This window comes from Sphingomonas mollis (assembly GCF_016427505.1).
Lineage (GTDB): Bacteria > Pseudomonadota > Alphaproteobacteria > Sphingomonadales > Sphingomonadaceae > Sphingomonas > Sphingomonas mollis.
The window spans coordinates 73962-89082 of record NZ_JAELXS010000001.1 but is presented as its reverse complement, the minus strand read 5'-3'; the positions used below and the strand labels follow the sequence as shown (position 1 = coordinate 89082).

Sequence of the window (15121 nt, the reverse complement as noted above, 5' to 3'; positions counted from 1 at the left end):
CCCGCACCCCGCGAATGGGGGTATCTGTCAAGCCGGTACGGGTCGGAGCAGATCGGGCGGCGTCGCCTGTTCGGTCAGCATCGCGATCGCCTCGTCCAGCGTCAGCATCGTCTGACCCTGACTGCCCAGACGGCGCAGCGCGACCTTGCCCTCCTCGGCCTCGCGCTTGCCCACCACCAGCAGGTTCGGCACCTTGGCCAGCGAGTGCTCGCGCACCTTGTAGTTGATCTTTTCGTTGCGCAGATCGGATTCGACGCGGATGCCCGCCGCCTTCAACCGGGCGACGACGTCCCGCGCATAATCGTCGGCGTCGGACACGATCGTCGCCACCACCGCCTGCACCGGCGACAGCCATAGCGGGAAGCGGCCGGCATGATGTTCGATCAGGATGCCGATGAAGCGTTCGAACGTCCCCAGGATCGCACGGTGCAGCATGACCGGACGATGCCGGTTGCCGTCTTCACCGACATAGGATGCGTCGAGCCGGTCGGGTAGCACCCGGTCCGACTGGATCGTCCCGACCTGCCACGTCCGCCCGATCGCGTCGGTCAGGTGGAATTCCAGCTTGGGCGCATAAAAGGCGCCCTCGCCCGGCAGTTCCTCGAACTTGTCCTTGATCGTGTCGGACAGCGTCGACTGCTTCACCGCCTCGCGCAGCTCCGCCTCCGCCTTGTCCCACATCGCGTCGTCGCCGAAGCGCTTGTCGGGGCGCAGCGCCAGCTTCACCGCGTAATCCTCGAATCCCAGATCCTTGTAGACGCTGTCGAGCAACTCGCAGAATTTGCGCACCTCGCCGACCAGTTGGTCCTCGCGCACGAAGATATGCGCGTCGTCCTGCGTGAACTGGCGCACCCGCATGATGCCGTGCAACGCGCCATGCGGTTCGTTGCGGTGGCAACAGCCGAATTCCGCCATGCGGATCGGCAGGTCGCGATACGACTTGATCCCCTGTTTGAAGATCAGGACGTGCGCCGGGCAGTTCATCGGCTTCAGGGCCATCAGGTCGCCTTCGCCCGACAGCACGGCACCCTCGTCTTCCGTGTTCGGAATCTCGTCCGGCACGACGAACATGTTCTCGCGGTACTTGCCCCAGTGGCCGGACTGCTCCCACTGGCGCGCGTCCATCAGCTGCGGCGTCTTCACTTCCTCGTAATCGGCGGCGTCCAGCCGGCGGCGCATATACGCCTCCATCTGCCGCCACAGGACGAAGCCCTTGGGATGCCAGAACACCGACCCCTGCGCTTCGGACTGGAGGTGGAACAGGTCCATCTCCTGCCCGATCTTGCGGTGATCGCGCTTGGCCGCCTCCTCCAGCCGGAACAGGTGCTGGTCGAGCTGTTTCTTGTTCAGCCAGCCTGTGCCGTAGATGCGGCTGAGCATCGCGTTCTTCTGGTCGCCGCGCCAATAGGCGCCCGACACGCGCGTCAGCTTGAACGCCTGCGGGTCAAGCTTGCCGGTCGATACCATGTGCGGCCCCCGGCACATGTCGAGCCACTGGCCCTGACGATAGATCGTCAGTTCCTCGCCTTCCGGCAGTTCGGCGGCCCATTCGGCCTTGAACGTCTCGCCCTGTTCGGTCCACCGGTCGATCAGCTGCTGGCGCGACCAGACCTCGCGAACGAACGGCTCGTTGCGGGCGATGATCGCGCGCATCTCCGCCTCGATCGCGGGCAGGTCGTCCTCGGTGAAGGGCCGGTCCTTTGGCGCGAAGTCGTAATAGAAGCCGTCGTCGGTTGCCGGGCCGAACGTGATCTGCGTGCCGGGGAACAGATGCTGCACGGCCTCCGCCATCACATGCGCCAGATCGTGGCGTACCAGTTCCAGCGCATCGGCTTCGTCGCGCGCCGTCACCAGCGCCAGTGCGGTATCGCCATCGAACGGCCGGCTCAGGTCGCGCACCTGTCCGTCGATCCGCGCCGCCAGCGCCGCCTTGGCCAGGCCAGGCCCGATCGCGGCGGCCACGTCGGCGGGGGTAGTTCCGGGCGCAACCTCGCGGACGGAACCGTCGGGCAGCGTGATGCGGAACATGGCGGACATGGAGAAACTCGCAAAAGACAAGAGGGGAGCGGCTTATGCCGCCCGGTGGCGCATACAGGCAAGCGCCGCGGGTGTCACCCGATCCGGCGCCTGACGGCATCGCGGGCGAGACCGGCGAACCAGCGATCGACCACCGGCTGCGGCTGGCGACTGCCGGCGACATAGGCGACGATCAGGATCGGCTTGCCCGATGGCGGCAGCAACAGGCCGACATCGCCCGCGGCGTTGCGATCGATCCGGGTCGGCCGGTCGGTCGTATAGGTGCCGGTCTTGTGTCCGGCCCGCCACCCCGCCGGCAATCCCGCCGGCAGCCGGTCGGCGCCCGTCTTGCACGCCAGCAGCCACTCCGTCAGCCGGTGCCGCGATCCGCGCGACAGCACCGCGCCGAACAGCAACCGGTCGAGCGTTCCCAGCATCGCCGCCGCGTTCGTCGTATCGCGCGGATCGCCCGGCGGCACCCGGTTGAGCGCCGGCTCGGTCCGGTCGAGCCGGGTGATGGGGTCGCCGGCCCGCCGCAACCACGCCGTCAGTCCCTCCGGCCCGCCGACGACGGGCAGCAGCAGATTGGCCGCGCTGTTGTCGCTGACCGTCACCGCCGCCTCGCACAAATTCTTGATGCTGAGCGAAGCGCGATCGCCACCGGCCGCCGTCAGGGCGGCACGGACCGTCGGCGCGTACCCCAGCAAATCATCCGGCCCGAACGAAATCCGCTGGCTCAGCCGTTCCAGCCCGCGATCGGTGCGTGCCAGCACGCACGCGACCAACAGCCATTTGAAGGTCGAACACATCGGCATGCGATCGTTGACGTTCACGCCGGAGAACCGACCGGTGGCCTTGTCCAGCGTCGCCCATGCCGTCGTCACCCCCGGCGCGGTCAGGCCGAGCGCGGGCGCGGCGACCCCCGCCATGACCCCGCCGATCATCACGCGCCGGGTCATCAACCCGTCGAAGGTCGATCGCTCCGTCATCAGGCGATACCGAACGGCACGACCATGTTGGCCTGCGCATGGCCGATCTGCGCGCGCCCCAGATACGGCACGCCCATGTCGCGGCACCAGCGATCCATCATGAACTCCAGCGTCTCGCCCCAGGGCGGCTCGTTTTCCTGAATGTCGTTGACCAGCCCCAGCCGTACCCCCGCCACCCCCTTCAACTGGGTCGCATTGGCGATCGTGAAGAGCATGCGGTCCACGTTATACAGCGGCTCCGAGACCTCCTCGATCATCAGGACGTGATCGGCCAGATCGGGCAGCCACGGCGTCCCCACCAGCGCCTGCAGGATGGCGAGGTTGAAGGCCACCGCCGGCCGCCCGGCCAGTCCCGGCTCCAGCCCCTGCCGGTCGCGTCGCAGCAGCCAGCCGAGCGTCCGCGCGACCGTCTCGTCACCCTTGGCACGGTTGATGTCGGTCGCCATCGGCGCGTGCACGGGGCGGCCGATCCCGCGTGTATAGAGCGCGGCGAGCAGGAACCCGACATCGGAATAACCGGCATAGCTCTTGTTCCGCGCGGCCGGCGCCAGTTTCGGCATCACCTCCGCCAGGATGCGGTTCGATCCGTAACCGCCGCGTGCGAACCAGACCGCGCCGAACGACGGATCGTTCGCCACATCGAGGAACGCCGCCGCCCGCACCGCGTCCGACCCGGCGAAATGCCCCTCGCTCATGAAACATTGCGGATGAAAGACCAGATCGATTGCCGGATAGGCGATTGCCGCAAAGGCACCGGCCCGCGCCGCCACGATGGGATCGATCGGCCGTCCGGGCGCCACCACGCCTATCCTCAACACTCTTCCCCAACGCTTGCCCCGGTCCGCCGATCTCGATAGCCCGCCAGCATGGAGCACGGCAAATTCTTCTTCGTGGGGCTCGGCGGATCGGGCATGATGCCGCTGGCGATGATCGTCCGGGCGCGCGGCGGTGACGTCGCCGGATCGGATCGCGGTTTCGATGCCGGTCGCAGCACGCCGAAGTTCGATGCCCTCGCCGCCGCCGGCATCCGCCTGTTCCCGCAGGACGGCAGCGGCATCGCCGCCGACCGTCTGGTCGTCGCCTCCGCCGCGGTGGAGGACAGCGTCCCGGACATCGCCGCCGCCCACCGCCTGGGCGCGCCCCGCGCCAGCCGCGCAGAACTGCTCGCGCGCCTGTTCAACGAGGCCGCGCTCCCGATCGGCGTCGCCGGCACCAGCGGCAAATCGACCGTCACCGGCATGATCGGCTGGATTCTCCACGCCGCCGGCCGCGACCCGACGGTGATGAACGGCGCGGTGATGAAGAACTTCGTCCGCCCCGACGCACCGTTCGCCAGTGCGCTGGTCGGCGCGGGCGACGCCTTCGTCAGCGAAGTGGACGAAAGCGATGGCTCGATCGCGCTGTATGCACCGCGTATCGCCGTGCTCAACAATGTCAGCCTCGACCACAAAACGCTCGACGAGCTTCGGCAGTTGTTCGGTGACTTCGCGGCAAAAGCGACGACGACGATCGTCAATATCGGCGATCCGGAGGCCGCGGCGCTGGTCGAGACGCTCCCACGCGAGACGCTGGTGACTGTCGCCATCGAATCACCGGCCGATCTGATGGCAGAGAACCTGTCGCCCGAACCCTTCGCCATCGCGTTCGATCTGGTCACGGGCAACGCAAGGCACCGCGTGCGGCTGTCCGTTCCCGGCCGCCACAACGTCGCCAACGCCCTGACCGCGATCGGCGCGGCGATCGCGGCGGGGGTGGATCGCGACGATGCGATCGCGGCGATCGCCGGCTTCACCGGCCTGCGCCGCCGTTTCGATCTGGTCGGCGAGGCGGCCGGCGTCGCGGTGATCGACGATTTCGGGCATAATCCCGACAAGATCGCCGCTACGCTCGACACACTGCACGCGCATCCCGGCCGGCTGCTGATCCTGTTCCAGCCGCACGGCTATGGCCCGCTGAAGGTCATGGGCCATGAACTGGCGCGCACCTTTGCCGAACGGATGGCCCCCGACGACGTGCTGACGATGCCCGACCCGGCCTATTTCGGCGGCACCGTAAATCGTGAAGTCGGCAGCGGCGACATCGTCGCGGCGGTGGCGGATGCGGGACGACGGGCATATCACGACTCCGATCGCACCGATGCCGCCCGCCGGCTGGTAGAGCTGGCGCGACCGGGCGACCGCATCGTCGTGATGGGCGCACGCGACGATACGCTGAGCACGCTGGCCGCGGATATGCTTGCCCGGTTGGGCGGTTAGGCCGCGCGGCGGTTGCCCTGCCGCATCCGCTTCACCGCGTACATTGCCTGATCCGCCTGCGCGATCAGGCGTTCGAAGCCATCGGCGATCGCCCCCTCCGCCAGCCCGATGCTCAGCGTCGGGCGCGGCGCAAGCGCGGTACAGCGGCCGATCTCCTGATCGAAGCGAAGCTCGATCGCGTCCGCCAGCGCCCGCGCCTCTTCGTGCGACAGGCGCGGCATCACGCCCAGGAACTCGTCGCCGCCGGTCCGGACCAGCGATCCGCGCTGGCCGAGCACCATCTGGCCGGTCTCCGCCAGCAGGCGCAGCGCGGTATCGCCCACCACATGGCCCTCGACATCGTTCAGCGCCTTGAACCGATCGACGTCGATCATCATCACCGCCACCTGCCCGTCCAGCCGCTGCCGCAACTGCGCCAGTCCCATCCGGTTCAGTGCGCCGGTCAGCGCATCGCGACACGCCAGATCGGCCAGCGACCGGTGGCTCCGTTCGGCATCCAGCAACAACAGCGAGAAGCCACGGAACACGATGAAGGCGATCGCGCTGGCCGCCAGCCACGACGCCAGATCATCCGCCGGTCCCAGCAGCGTCGATCCGATCCGGCCCGTCGCCGCCAGCCATGCCCGCCCGACGAACAACGGCACCGTCGCCCCGAACAGGAACGCCATCAGCCACGCATTCTGCAAACCCTGCCGCTGCGCCATCCGCACCGCCACATAGGCGACGGCCAGATCGCAGCACGCACGAACCGCACACAGATAGGCGATCCGCCCCGCAAACGCCTGCGGATCGCGCGACAGGAACAGCGGCACCGCCGCGATCGCCACCAGGATCAACAACGGCGCCGCCCGCGCTTGCGGCCGTTCGAAGACGCGGACACCCTGCAATACCGCCGCATAGCCGATGACCGACAGGATGTTGGGGATGAACACCGGCATGGCCACCGACTTAACGTCGAAGATGGCCACCATCAGGCTGCTGCCGCCCACGGCGATATGACCGAGGCCCCACCATGCCGCCCACGGGGCAAGACGCCCGGTCAACCACGGAATCAGGTGCAGAACGCCCGCCACCGCAGAAGCGATCGCAGCCACTGCATAGAGGGTGCCCATGTCGAGAACCATGTCGTTCCTTCGCCGCCCTGCGCGACACGAATCACTCTGACATGGATTGGTTATCACGTCGTTGTCGCCACGGCGTCATAAACGGCGTGCCTTGATGGCGGAGCCTGTCTGCCGCGCGTTTCCGCTGGGCGGCCTGCATCGGCGATGGCAAGGCGTGTCCGATGACACCCCCTGCCGCCCCCCGCCCGCGCCTCGCCTTCCACCACACGCCCGGCACCGGACCGACCATCGTCTTCCTGCCCGGCTACGCGTCCGACATGAGCGGGACGAAGGCGATCGCGCTGGAGGCTTGGGCGAAATCCAGCGGCCGCGCCTTCGTCCGGTTCGATTACGCGGGCTGCGGCCTCAGCGAAGGTGCCTTTGCCGATCAGACGCTGGCCGGCTGGCGCGACGATGTGCTGGCGATCCTGGACGATGTGACGACGGGACCGGTGGTGCTGGTCGGTTCGTCGATGGGTGGCTGGCTGATGCTGCTGGCGGCTCGCGCGCGGCCCGACCGGGTCGTGGCGCTGGTGGGCATCGCGCCGGCGCCCGACTTCACCGACTGGGGCTTCACCATCGATGAAAAGATGACGATGCTGAACCACGGCAAGCTGGAACGCGCCAATCCCTATGGCCCCGAACCGACGCTCTACACCCGCGCCTTCTGGTCGTCGGGCGAGGCGAACCGGCTGATGTTCGGGCCGATCGCGTTCGATGGCCCGGTCCGCCTGTTGCAGGGGCAGGCGGATGCCGACGTCCCCTGGCAACGCACGATGCAGCTCGCCGGGCTGATCCGTTCAGCCGATGTGCAGACCATGCTGGTCAAGGACGGCGACCACCGCCTGTCGCGCGCGTCCGATATCGCGCTGCTGATCCGCGCGGTCGAGGATGTGACGCGATGATCCCTGCCCTGTTGCTGCTGGCCGCGCAGGTCGCCGGCCCACCGGCCCCGCCACCGACCGAATCCTGTGCCGCTTTGGCGGCACGCGATCCCGCCAGGGCGCGGGGCAATGCCGAACGCTGGCGCCTCGCCGGGGGTGGTCCCATGGCACGCCAGTGCATGGGTCTGGCCTGGGCGAAGGACGCGCGCTGGCTGGATGCCGCCGCCAGTTTCGAACAGGCCGCGCGCGAGGCAGAGGTGGCGCGTGATCCCGCCGCCGCCACCTATTGGGCGCAGGCCGGCAACGCATGGCTGGCCGCGGCCGATGCGACCAAGGCCCGCGCCGCGCTCGATGCCGCGCTGGCCGCCGGTACGCTGACCGGTCTCGATCTGGGTGAGGCGCAACTCGATCGGGCGCGCACGCTCGTCGCCCTGCAACAACCGGCGGCCGCGCGGCTCGATCTCGATTCGGCGCTGCGCAACGCGCCTGACGATCCGCTCGCGTGGCTGTTGTCGGCGACGCTCGCCCGGCGGATGGGCGACCTGCCCCGCGCGCGCACCGATCTGGCCGAGGCGCTGAAACGATCCCCCGACGATGCGGCGGTCCAGCTGGAGGCGGGCAATCTCGCCGCGCTGACCGGCGACGAGGCCGCCGCGCGCCGCGCGTGGGGAGAAGCCGCCCGGCTGGCCCCGACCCTGCCCGCCGGTCGGAGCGCCACCGCCGCGCTGGCCCAGTTCGGCAGTACCGGCACGCGATAGGGATATGTTCGACCGCCGGGGGGTTGAAGCGCTATACTGACCACCGGAGAGACGATGCGCTACCTACACACCATGATCCGCGTGACCGACCCCGACGCGACGATCCGGTTCTTCGAACTGCTCGGGCTGAAAGAAGCCCGCCGCATGGAGAACGAGAAGGGTCGCTTCACGCTGATCTTTCTCTCCGTTCCCGGCGACGAGTCGGCAGAGGTCGAACTGACCCACAACTGGGACCCGGAAGACTATGAAGGCGGTCGCAATTTCGGCCATCTCGCCTACCGCGTCGATGACATCTACGACACGTGCCAGCGGTTGATGGATGCCGGCGTCACGATCAACCGGCCGCCGCGCGACGGCCATATGGCGTTCGTGAAGACGCCCGACGGCATCTCGATCGAGTTGTTGCAGGATGGCTCCCTGCCCCCGGCCGAACCATGGGCGTCGATGCCCAACACCGGGACATGGTGAGATGACCACGACGCCCCCGCTCCAGATCGTCGCGGTGCCGGTGCTGGCCGACAATTACGCGTGGCTGATCTATGACCCGAAGACCGACGACGCCGCCGTTGTCGATCCGGGCGAAGCCGCGCCGGTCCTTGCCGCCGCGGCGGAGCGGGGGTGGCATATCTCGCAGGTGTGGACGACGCACTGGCATCCCGACCACACCGGCGGCAATGCCGATATGAAGCGGACAGGTGTTACGATCACCGGTCCGCGCGCCGAAAAGGAGCGCATCCCGACGCTCGACACCTTCGTGCGCGAAGGCGACGTGATCCGGCTGGGCAGCCACACGGGCAAGGTGCTGGCCGTGCCCGGTCACACCGCTGGCCATGTCGCGTTCCATTTTGCCGACGATGCGGTCCTGTTCACCGGCGACACACTGTTCGCGATGGGATGCGGCAAGTTGTTCGAAGGGACGCCGGCCGAGATGTGGGCGAACATGGAACGCTATGCCGCGATGCCCGCCGAGACGGTGGTTTATTGCGGTCACGAGTATACCAAATCGAACGCCGCCTTCGCCGCCCATGTCGAACCGGACAACACGGCGATCGCCGATCGCCGCGCGACGGTCGATGCCCTGCGCGCCCGCAACGAACCGACGATCCCGACGACCATCGGTCAGGAGCGCGACACGAATCCCTTCATGCGCGCCGGCTCCGCGGCACGGCTGGGTGAACTTCGTACGCAAAAGGACGGCTTTCGTGGCTGACCCCCGACCGAATCCGTCATGACTGGAGAATGTCGATGCGATCCCTGTTGATCCCCCTCGTCGCGATGACGCTGGTCGGTTGCGCCGGCAGCGGTTCGCGAACGCCCGAAAAACCGTTGGGCGAACAGGTGTCTTACGACAGCGGCCAGAAACTCGATCAGGCGCTGGCTGGCCTCACCCCAGGCAAACCGGAAAGCTGCCTGCCCCAGACCCGCACGCCGTCCAGCTCCTCCTATGGGCGCACGATCGTCTATCGATACAGCGCCAACCTGAAATACCGCAACGACATGGGTCCGGGTTGCGAGCGGATGGGCAATTCCGGCGACGTCATGGTCGCCAGCACGCCGATGGGCCGATTCTGCCGCGGCGACATCGTCCGTCTGGTCGATCGGGTCTCCGGCTTCCCGACCGGCAGTTGCTCGTTCGGAGACTTCATCCCCTATCGGAAGGCCCGCTGATGCGCCGGATCGTCGCACTGGCGCCTCTGGCGTTCGTCACGCTTGCCATTCCGTCGTCCGCCGCCGACAAGGATTTCCTTGCCGGTCGGGTGGCGGGCAAGCCCGTCAACTGCATCGATCCGCAAATGAATAACGGCCCGACGATCATCGATGCGGACACGATCCTCTACAACGCCAATGGCCGGCGCCTGTATCGCACCGGTCCGGTGGGCAAATGCCCGTCGCTGCGCCCGATGACCACGCTGATCGTCGAGATCCGTTCGGGCCAGCTATGCCGCAACGACCTATTCCGGGTGCTGCAGCCCGGCACCAGCATCGCATCGGCCTATTGCCGCTTCCGCGAATTCACCCCGTATGAGAAGCCGAAGAAGCCCTGAGCGATTTCAATAAGCCTGCATCGTCATTGCGAGCGTAGCGAAGCAAACCAGTGTCGCCCGCGCTGCCCTGGATTGCTTCGCTGTGCTCGCAACGACGAATGTTTTACAGCACGAACCGGCTGAGGTCGGTGTTGCGCGCGATGCTCGCCAACTGCTTGTCGACATAGGCCGCGTCGATCGTCAGCGTCTCGCCCTGCCGATCCTCCGCGCCGAAGCTGATTTCCTCCAGCAGCTTCTCCATCACCGTCTGCAACCGGCGCGCACCGATATTCTCGATCTCGCCGTTCACCTCGGCCGCGATCCGCGCGACCGCGGCGATACCGTCTTCGGTGAATTCGATCGACACGCCCTCGGTGCCAAGCAGCGCGCGATATTGTGCCGGCAACGATGCCTTGGTGTCGGACAGGATCGCGACGAAATCCGCCTCGGTCAGCCCCTTCAGCTCGACCCGGATCGGCAAGCGGCCCTGCAATTCGGGCAGCAGGTCCGATGGCTTGGCGACATGGAACGCGCCGCTGGCGATGAACAATACATGGTCGGTCTTCATCGGCCCGTATTTGGTCGCGACCGTCGTACCCTCGATCAACGGCAACAGATCGCGCTGCACGCCTTCACGGCTGACCGACCCGCCGCCGCGATGTTCGGACATCGCGATCTTGTCGATCTCGTCGAGGAAGACGATGCCGTTCGCCTCCGCATCCGCCAGCGCGAAGCGGCTGACCTCGTCCTGATCGAGCCGCTTGTCCGCCTCTTCGTCGACCAGCTTCTCCCACGCCGCCCGCACCGTCAGCTTGCGCCGCTTCAACTGCTGGCCGCCGCCGAACGACTTCATCATCTCGCCGAGATTGATCATCTGCGGCGCGCCGCCCGGCACCTCGAACGGCATCGCCGGCGCCTGTTCCAGTTCAATCTCGATCTCGCTCTGGTCGAGATGGCCATCGGCGAAGCGCTGCTTGAAGCTCTCGCGCGTCGCCTGGCTCGAATCCTTGCCGACCAGCGCATCGAGCAGCCGCCCCATCGCCGCCTCTTCGGCCTTGTCCTTCACCGCGATACGGCGGCGTTCCTTTTCCAGCCGGATCGCCTCCTCGACCAGATCGCGCGCGATCTGCTCCACGTCGCGGCCGACATAGCCGACCTCGGTGAACTTGGTCGCCTCGACCTTTACGAACGGCGCATCGGCCAGCTTCGCCAGACGCCGGCTGATCTCCGTCTTGCCGCACCCGGTGGGCCCGATCATCAGGATGTTCTTCGGCGTCACCTCGTCGCGCAGATCGGCCGACAGTTGCTGCCGCCGCCAGCGATTGCGCAGCGCAACCGCGACCGCGCGCTTGGCGTCGGCCTGACCGATGATGTGGGCGTCGAGCGCGGCGACGATCGCCTTGGGGGTAAGCTGTTCGTTCATGGTGTAATCTCTCTCTCCTCCCGCTTGCGGGAGGGGTCGGGGGAGGGCATGTCCGCGAGCGGGCCGGGGAGGACAGGCCCTCCCCCAGCTCCTTCCGCGAGCGGGAGGGAAGTTTAGGAAGAAGAATCCATCACTTCGACGGTCAGCCGGTCGTTCGTATAGACGCAAAGCTGCGCCGCGATCGCCATCGCCTTGCGGCACACCGTCTCGGCATCCGCTTCGTAATCGACCAGCGCCCGCGCCGCGGCCAGCGCATAATTACCGCCCGATCCGATCGCCGCGACGCCCGCTTCCGGTTCCAGCACATCGCCGTTACCCGTCAGGATCAGCGTCACGTCCTTATCGGCGACGATCATCATCGCCTCCAGATTGCGGAGATATTTGTCGGTGCGCCAGTCCTTGGCCAGTTCGACCGCCGCGCGCAGCAATTGTCCCTGATGCTGTTCCAGCTTGCGTTCCAGCCGCTCGAACAGGGTGAAGGCATCCGCCGTCGCGCCAGCGAACCCGCCGATCACCGATCCGTCGCCCAGCCGCCGCACCTTGCGTGCATTGGGCTTCATCACCGTCTGGCCCATCGATACCTGGCCATCGCCGATCAGAACGACCTTGCCGCCGCGTCGCACCGAAAGGATCGTCGTGCCATGCCATACCGGCATGGAGTCATTGTTACCGCTCATGCGCCGGATATGGGGCGCCGTGCGGCGGGATCAATCGCCGCACGGTGCGAGGGCTCGCGTTACGAGACCAGCTTGTCCACCTTCGCCTGCAACTGCGCCAGCGTCGCCTTCAACGCGGCGATCTCATCGTCCTTGCTGGCCGATGCCGTCGTCTCGGCCGGTGTCGGTGCAGCGGCGGGAGCCGAAGCGACACCTCCGACCGGCGGCTTGAACGCGCTGGCCGCCGCATCGAACATCGCCAGATTGCGTTTGGCGAGTTCGGCGAACGGCGTCTGCGCGAACGCCCCTTCGACGGCCGAGCGGAACTGGTCCTGATTACGCCGGAAATTGTCCATCGATTCGGCGAGATAGCCGGGCACCATGCCCTGCATCGAATCGCCGTACATCGAGATCAGCTGGCGCAGGAAACTGACCGGCAGCATCGCCTCACCCCGGCTTTCCTCTTCCATGATGATCTGGGTCAGCACATTGTGCGTGATGTCCTCGTCGGTCTTCGCATCGACGACCTTGAAATCACGCCCCTCGCGCGTCATCGTCGCCAGATGTTCGAGCGTGATGTAGGATGATGTTTCGGTGTTGTAGAGCCGACGGTTGGCGTACTTCTTGATGGTGACGATACCGGTGGTGTTCTGCTTCTTCATGGCTCTCCCCTTCCATGTCTTGTGACGAGCCTACACGCCGGGATACCGCGCCGCAACATGCACCGCGACCACTGCCCTTATTCATGGACATGCTGCGCAACGAGACCGCAGCATCGCCCGACCGCCGCCGCGCCGCGCTGGCCGGTCTGACGGCCTATCAGCACGCCGATCGCCCGCCGCCACCGCCCGCGCTGCCGATGCAGCATCGCCACGACCGGGCGACGTTGAACGGCACCGGCGGCGCGGGGCGGCCGGTGGTGCTGATCCCCTCGCTCATCAATCCCTCGACCATTCTCGACCTCTCCACCAAACAATCGCTGGTCCGTTGGCTGGGCGATCGGGGCCACGCCACGTGGCTGCTGGACTGGGGCATGCCGACGCCCGACGAGCGCGATCTCGATATCGCCGGCCATGTCGAACGGCTGCTGCTCCCGTTGCTCGCCCGGCTGGACGAGCCACCCGTCCTGGTCGGCTATTGCCTCGGCGGCACCATGGCCATCGCCGCCGCCGCGCTACATCCTGTCGCCGGCCTCGCCACCATCGCCGCGCCTTGGCATTTCGCCGGCTATGGCGAGTCCCGCGCGCCGCTCGCCCGGCTATGGAACGGCGCGCGTGATGCCTGCGCGGCGATGGGCCTCGTCCCGGTGGAGTTGTTGCAAACCGGGTTCTGGACGCTCGACGCCGCCCGCACGATCGCCAAGTACGAGGCATTCGCCACCGCCACCGGCGATGCCGCCCGCGCCTTCGTCCGGCTGGAGGACTGGGCCAATGCCGGCGCGCCCCTCACCTACGCTGCCGGGCGTTCGCTGTTCGAGGATATGATCGCCGCCGACCTGCCCGGCACCTGCGCTTGGCACGTCGGTGGCTGCACGATCGTGCCGCATGACCTATCCTGCCCGATGGTCGAGTTCGTCTCGCTGCCCGATCGCATCGTCCCCGCCGCCACCGCGATCGGCCTGCCCGACCGGCGCGACGTTGCCGCCGGCCATGTCGGCATGATCGTCGGCGGCAAGGCGCGCAACCAGCTATGGCATCCGCTTGCCGACTGGATCGACGGCCTTCCTCCCCCTAGATAGAACGCAACAACGGATTCGAGAGGACAGCTTCATGACCGCACCCACCGATATCGTCATCGTCGCCGCCAAGCGCACGCCGGTCGGCAGCTTCCTCGGCGCGTTCGCCGCAACCCCGGCGCACGAACTGGGCCGCGTCGCGATCGAGGCCGCCCTGACGCAGGCCGGCATCGCCGGCGAAGACGTATCGGAAGTCATCATGGGCCAGGTCCTCACCGCCGCGCAGGGCCAGAACCCCGCGCGCCAGGCATCGATGGCCGCGGGCGTTCCCAAGGAAGTCCCTGCCTGGGGTGTCAATCAGGTCTGCGGATCGGGCCTGCGCGCCGTGGCCCTTGCCGCACAGGCGGTGGCGACCGGCGATGCGACGATCGTCGTCGCCGGCGGTCAGGAATCGATGTCGCTCTCCGCCCATGCGCAGAATATGCGCGCCGGCACCAAGATGGGTGCGGTCAGCCTCGTCGATACGATGGTGCATGACGGCCTGACCGACGTCTTCAACGGTTACCACATGGGCATCACTGCCGAAAATCTCGCAGAGCAATATCAGGTGACCCGCGGCGAGCAGGACGCCTTCTCCGTCGCCTCGCAGAACAAGGCCGAGGCCGCGCGCGGATCGGGCCGCTTCAAGGACGAGATCGCCACCGTCACCATCAAGGGCCGCAAGGGCGACACCATCGTCGCCGACGACGAATATATCCGCGCCGGCGCCACTCTCGACAGCGTGTCGGGCGTCCGCCCCGCCTTCAAGAAGGACGGCACCGTCACCGCCGCCAACGCCTCCGGCCTGAACGACGGCGCCGCCGCGATCGTCGTCACCAGCCGCGCCGAAGCCGACAAGCGCGGCCTGACCGTGCTGGCCACCATCAAGAGCTGGGCATCGGCCGGCGTCGACCCCTCCGTCATGGGCATCGGACCCGTCCCCGCCACGAAGCGCGCACTCGCCAAGGCCGGCTGGACCGTCGCCGACCTCGACCTGATCGAAGCCAACGAAGCCTTCGCCGCGCAAGCCCTGTCGGTCGGCAAGGAGCTGGGTTTCGACCCCGACAAGGTCAACGTCAACGGCGGCGCCATCGCGCTGGGCCATCCCATCGGCGCCAGCGGTGCGCGCGTGCTGACGACGCTGATTTATGAAATGGGCAAGCGCGATGCCAAGAAGGGGCTGGCTACGCTGTGCATCGGCGGCGGCATGGGCATTGCGATGTGTCTGGAGCGGTGAGGCGTAGATTGCCGACGCATTACTAATATGTTGCAATGCTGCAACATTCATTCAGCAAACTG

The 15121-nt window shown here is 67.2% G+C and carries 16 protein-coding genes; 9 read left to right on the top strand and 7 right to left on the bottom strand.

Features of this window, described 5'->3' with window-relative positions:
- Nucleotides 1–27: 27 nt before the first annotated feature.
- The 3 genes from thrS to JAO74_RS00395 form a co-directional block, all read right to left on the bottom strand.
- A complete protein-coding gene (gene thrS, locus JAO74_RS00405; RefSeq protein WP_199033927.1) occupies nt 28–2037 on the bottom strand; it encodes a threonine--tRNA ligase in 2010 nt (669 codons plus the stop codon).
- Between the two features lie 74 nt (nt 2038–2111).
- The gene (bla, locus tag JAO74_RS00400; protein ID WP_199033925.1) at nt 2112–3005 is read right to left on the bottom strand and encodes a class A beta-lactamase; all 894 of its coding nucleotides are present in this window, start codon (nt 3003–3005) and stop codon (nt 2112–2114) included.
- Nucleotides 3005–3820: an LD-carboxypeptidase gene (locus tag JAO74_RS00395; protein ID WP_199035045.1), complete on the bottom strand. Its 816-nt coding sequence runs from the start codon at nt 3818–3820 to the stop codon at nt 3005–3007. Before JAO74_RS00395 ends, bla begins: the two co-directional genes overlap by 1 nt.
- A gap of 51 nt (nt 3821–3871) precedes the next feature.
- Between JAO74_RS00395 and JAO74_RS00390 the strand changes: the two genes are divergently transcribed.
- Nucleotides 3872–5260 (top strand): UDP-N-acetylmuramate--L-alanine ligase, encoded by a 1389-nt coding sequence (locus JAO74_RS00390; RefSeq protein WP_199033923.1) that lies wholly within the window; start codon nt 3872–3874, stop codon nt 5258–5260.
- On the opposite strand, the gene JAO74_RS00385 is transcribed toward JAO74_RS00390, so the two are convergent.
- On the bottom strand, nt 5257–6384 hold the full coding sequence (locus JAO74_RS00385) for a GGDEF domain-containing protein (RefSeq protein ID WP_199033922.1): 1128 nt from the start codon (nt 6382–6384) through the stop codon (nt 5257–5259). The genes JAO74_RS00390 and JAO74_RS00385 overlap by 4 nt on opposite strands.
- A 161-nt stretch (nt 6385–6545) precedes the next feature.
- On the opposite strand from JAO74_RS00385, the gene JAO74_RS00380 reads away from it, so the two are divergent.
- From JAO74_RS00380 to JAO74_RS00355, 6 genes are read left to right on the top strand one after another with little or no spacing between them, the layout of a single operon-like run.
- Nucleotides 6546–7268, top strand: a complete 723-nt coding sequence (locus JAO74_RS00380) for an alpha/beta hydrolase (RefSeq protein WP_199033920.1) — start codon at nt 6546–6548, stop codon at nt 7266–7268.
- Nucleotides 7265–8005 (top strand): tetratricopeptide repeat protein, encoded by a 741-nt coding sequence (locus JAO74_RS00375; RefSeq protein ID WP_199033918.1) that lies wholly within the window; start codon nt 7265–7267, stop codon nt 8003–8005. Before JAO74_RS00380 ends, JAO74_RS00375 begins: the two co-directional genes overlap by 4 nt.
- 54 nt (nt 8006–8059) lie before the next feature.
- Nucleotides 8060–8473, top strand: coding sequence for a VOC family protein (locus JAO74_RS00370; RefSeq protein ID WP_199033916.1), 414 nt, complete (start codon nt 8060–8062; stop codon nt 8471–8473).
- Nucleotide 8474: 1 nt separating this feature from the next.
- Entirely contained in the window at nt 8475–9215 is a 741-nt protein-coding gene (gene gloB / locus JAO74_RS00365) for a hydroxyacylglutathione hydrolase (RefSeq protein ID WP_199033914.1), read from the top strand.
- Nucleotides 9216–9250: 35 nt separating this feature from the next.
- A complete protein-coding gene (locus tag JAO74_RS00360; RefSeq protein ID WP_199033904.1) occupies nt 9251–9673 on the top strand; it encodes a hypothetical protein in 423 nt (140 codons plus the stop codon).
- Nucleotides 9673–10050 (top strand): hypothetical protein, encoded by a 378-nt coding sequence (locus JAO74_RS00355; RefSeq protein ID WP_233150524.1) that lies wholly within the window; start codon nt 9673–9675, stop codon nt 10048–10050. Before JAO74_RS00360 ends, JAO74_RS00355 begins: the two co-directional genes overlap by 1 nt.
- Before the next feature lie 103 nt (nt 10051–10153).
- On the opposite strand, the gene hslU is transcribed toward JAO74_RS00355, so the two are convergent.
- From hslU to phaR, 3 genes are all read right to left on the bottom strand, one after another.
- The gene (hslU, locus tag JAO74_RS00350; RefSeq protein ID WP_199033902.1) at nt 10154–11452 is read right to left on the bottom strand and encodes an ATP-dependent protease ATPase subunit HslU; all 1299 of its coding nucleotides are present in this window, start codon (nt 11450–11452) and stop codon (nt 10154–10156) included.
- Between the two features lie 113 nt (nt 11453–11565).
- Nucleotides 11566–12129, bottom strand: coding sequence for an ATP-dependent protease subunit HslV (gene hslV, locus JAO74_RS00345; protein WP_269845912.1), 564 nt, complete (start codon nt 12127–12129; stop codon nt 11566–11568).
- Nucleotides 12130–12188: 59 nt separating this feature from the next.
- Nucleotides 12189–12770 carry a polyhydroxyalkanoate synthesis repressor PhaR gene (gene phaR, locus JAO74_RS00340; RefSeq protein WP_199033901.1) on the bottom strand — a complete coding sequence of 194 codons (582 nt, stop codon included), beginning with the start codon at nt 12768–12770 and terminating at the stop codon, nt 12189–12191.
- 89 nt (nt 12771–12859) lie between these two features.
- Here phaR and JAO74_RS00335 point away from each other — a divergent pair, with 89 nt between their 5' ends.
- Nucleotides 12860–13846, top strand: a complete 987-nt coding sequence (locus JAO74_RS00335; RefSeq protein ID WP_199033896.1) for an alpha/beta hydrolase — start codon at nt 12860–12862, stop codon at nt 13844–13846.
- Nucleotides 13847–13877: 31 nt separating this feature from the next.
- On the top strand, nt 13878–15059 hold the full coding sequence (locus JAO74_RS00330) for an acetyl-CoA C-acetyltransferase (protein ID WP_199033895.1): 1182 nt from the start codon (nt 13878–13880) through the stop codon (nt 15057–15059).
- Nucleotides 15060–15121: the final 62 nt, after the last annotated feature.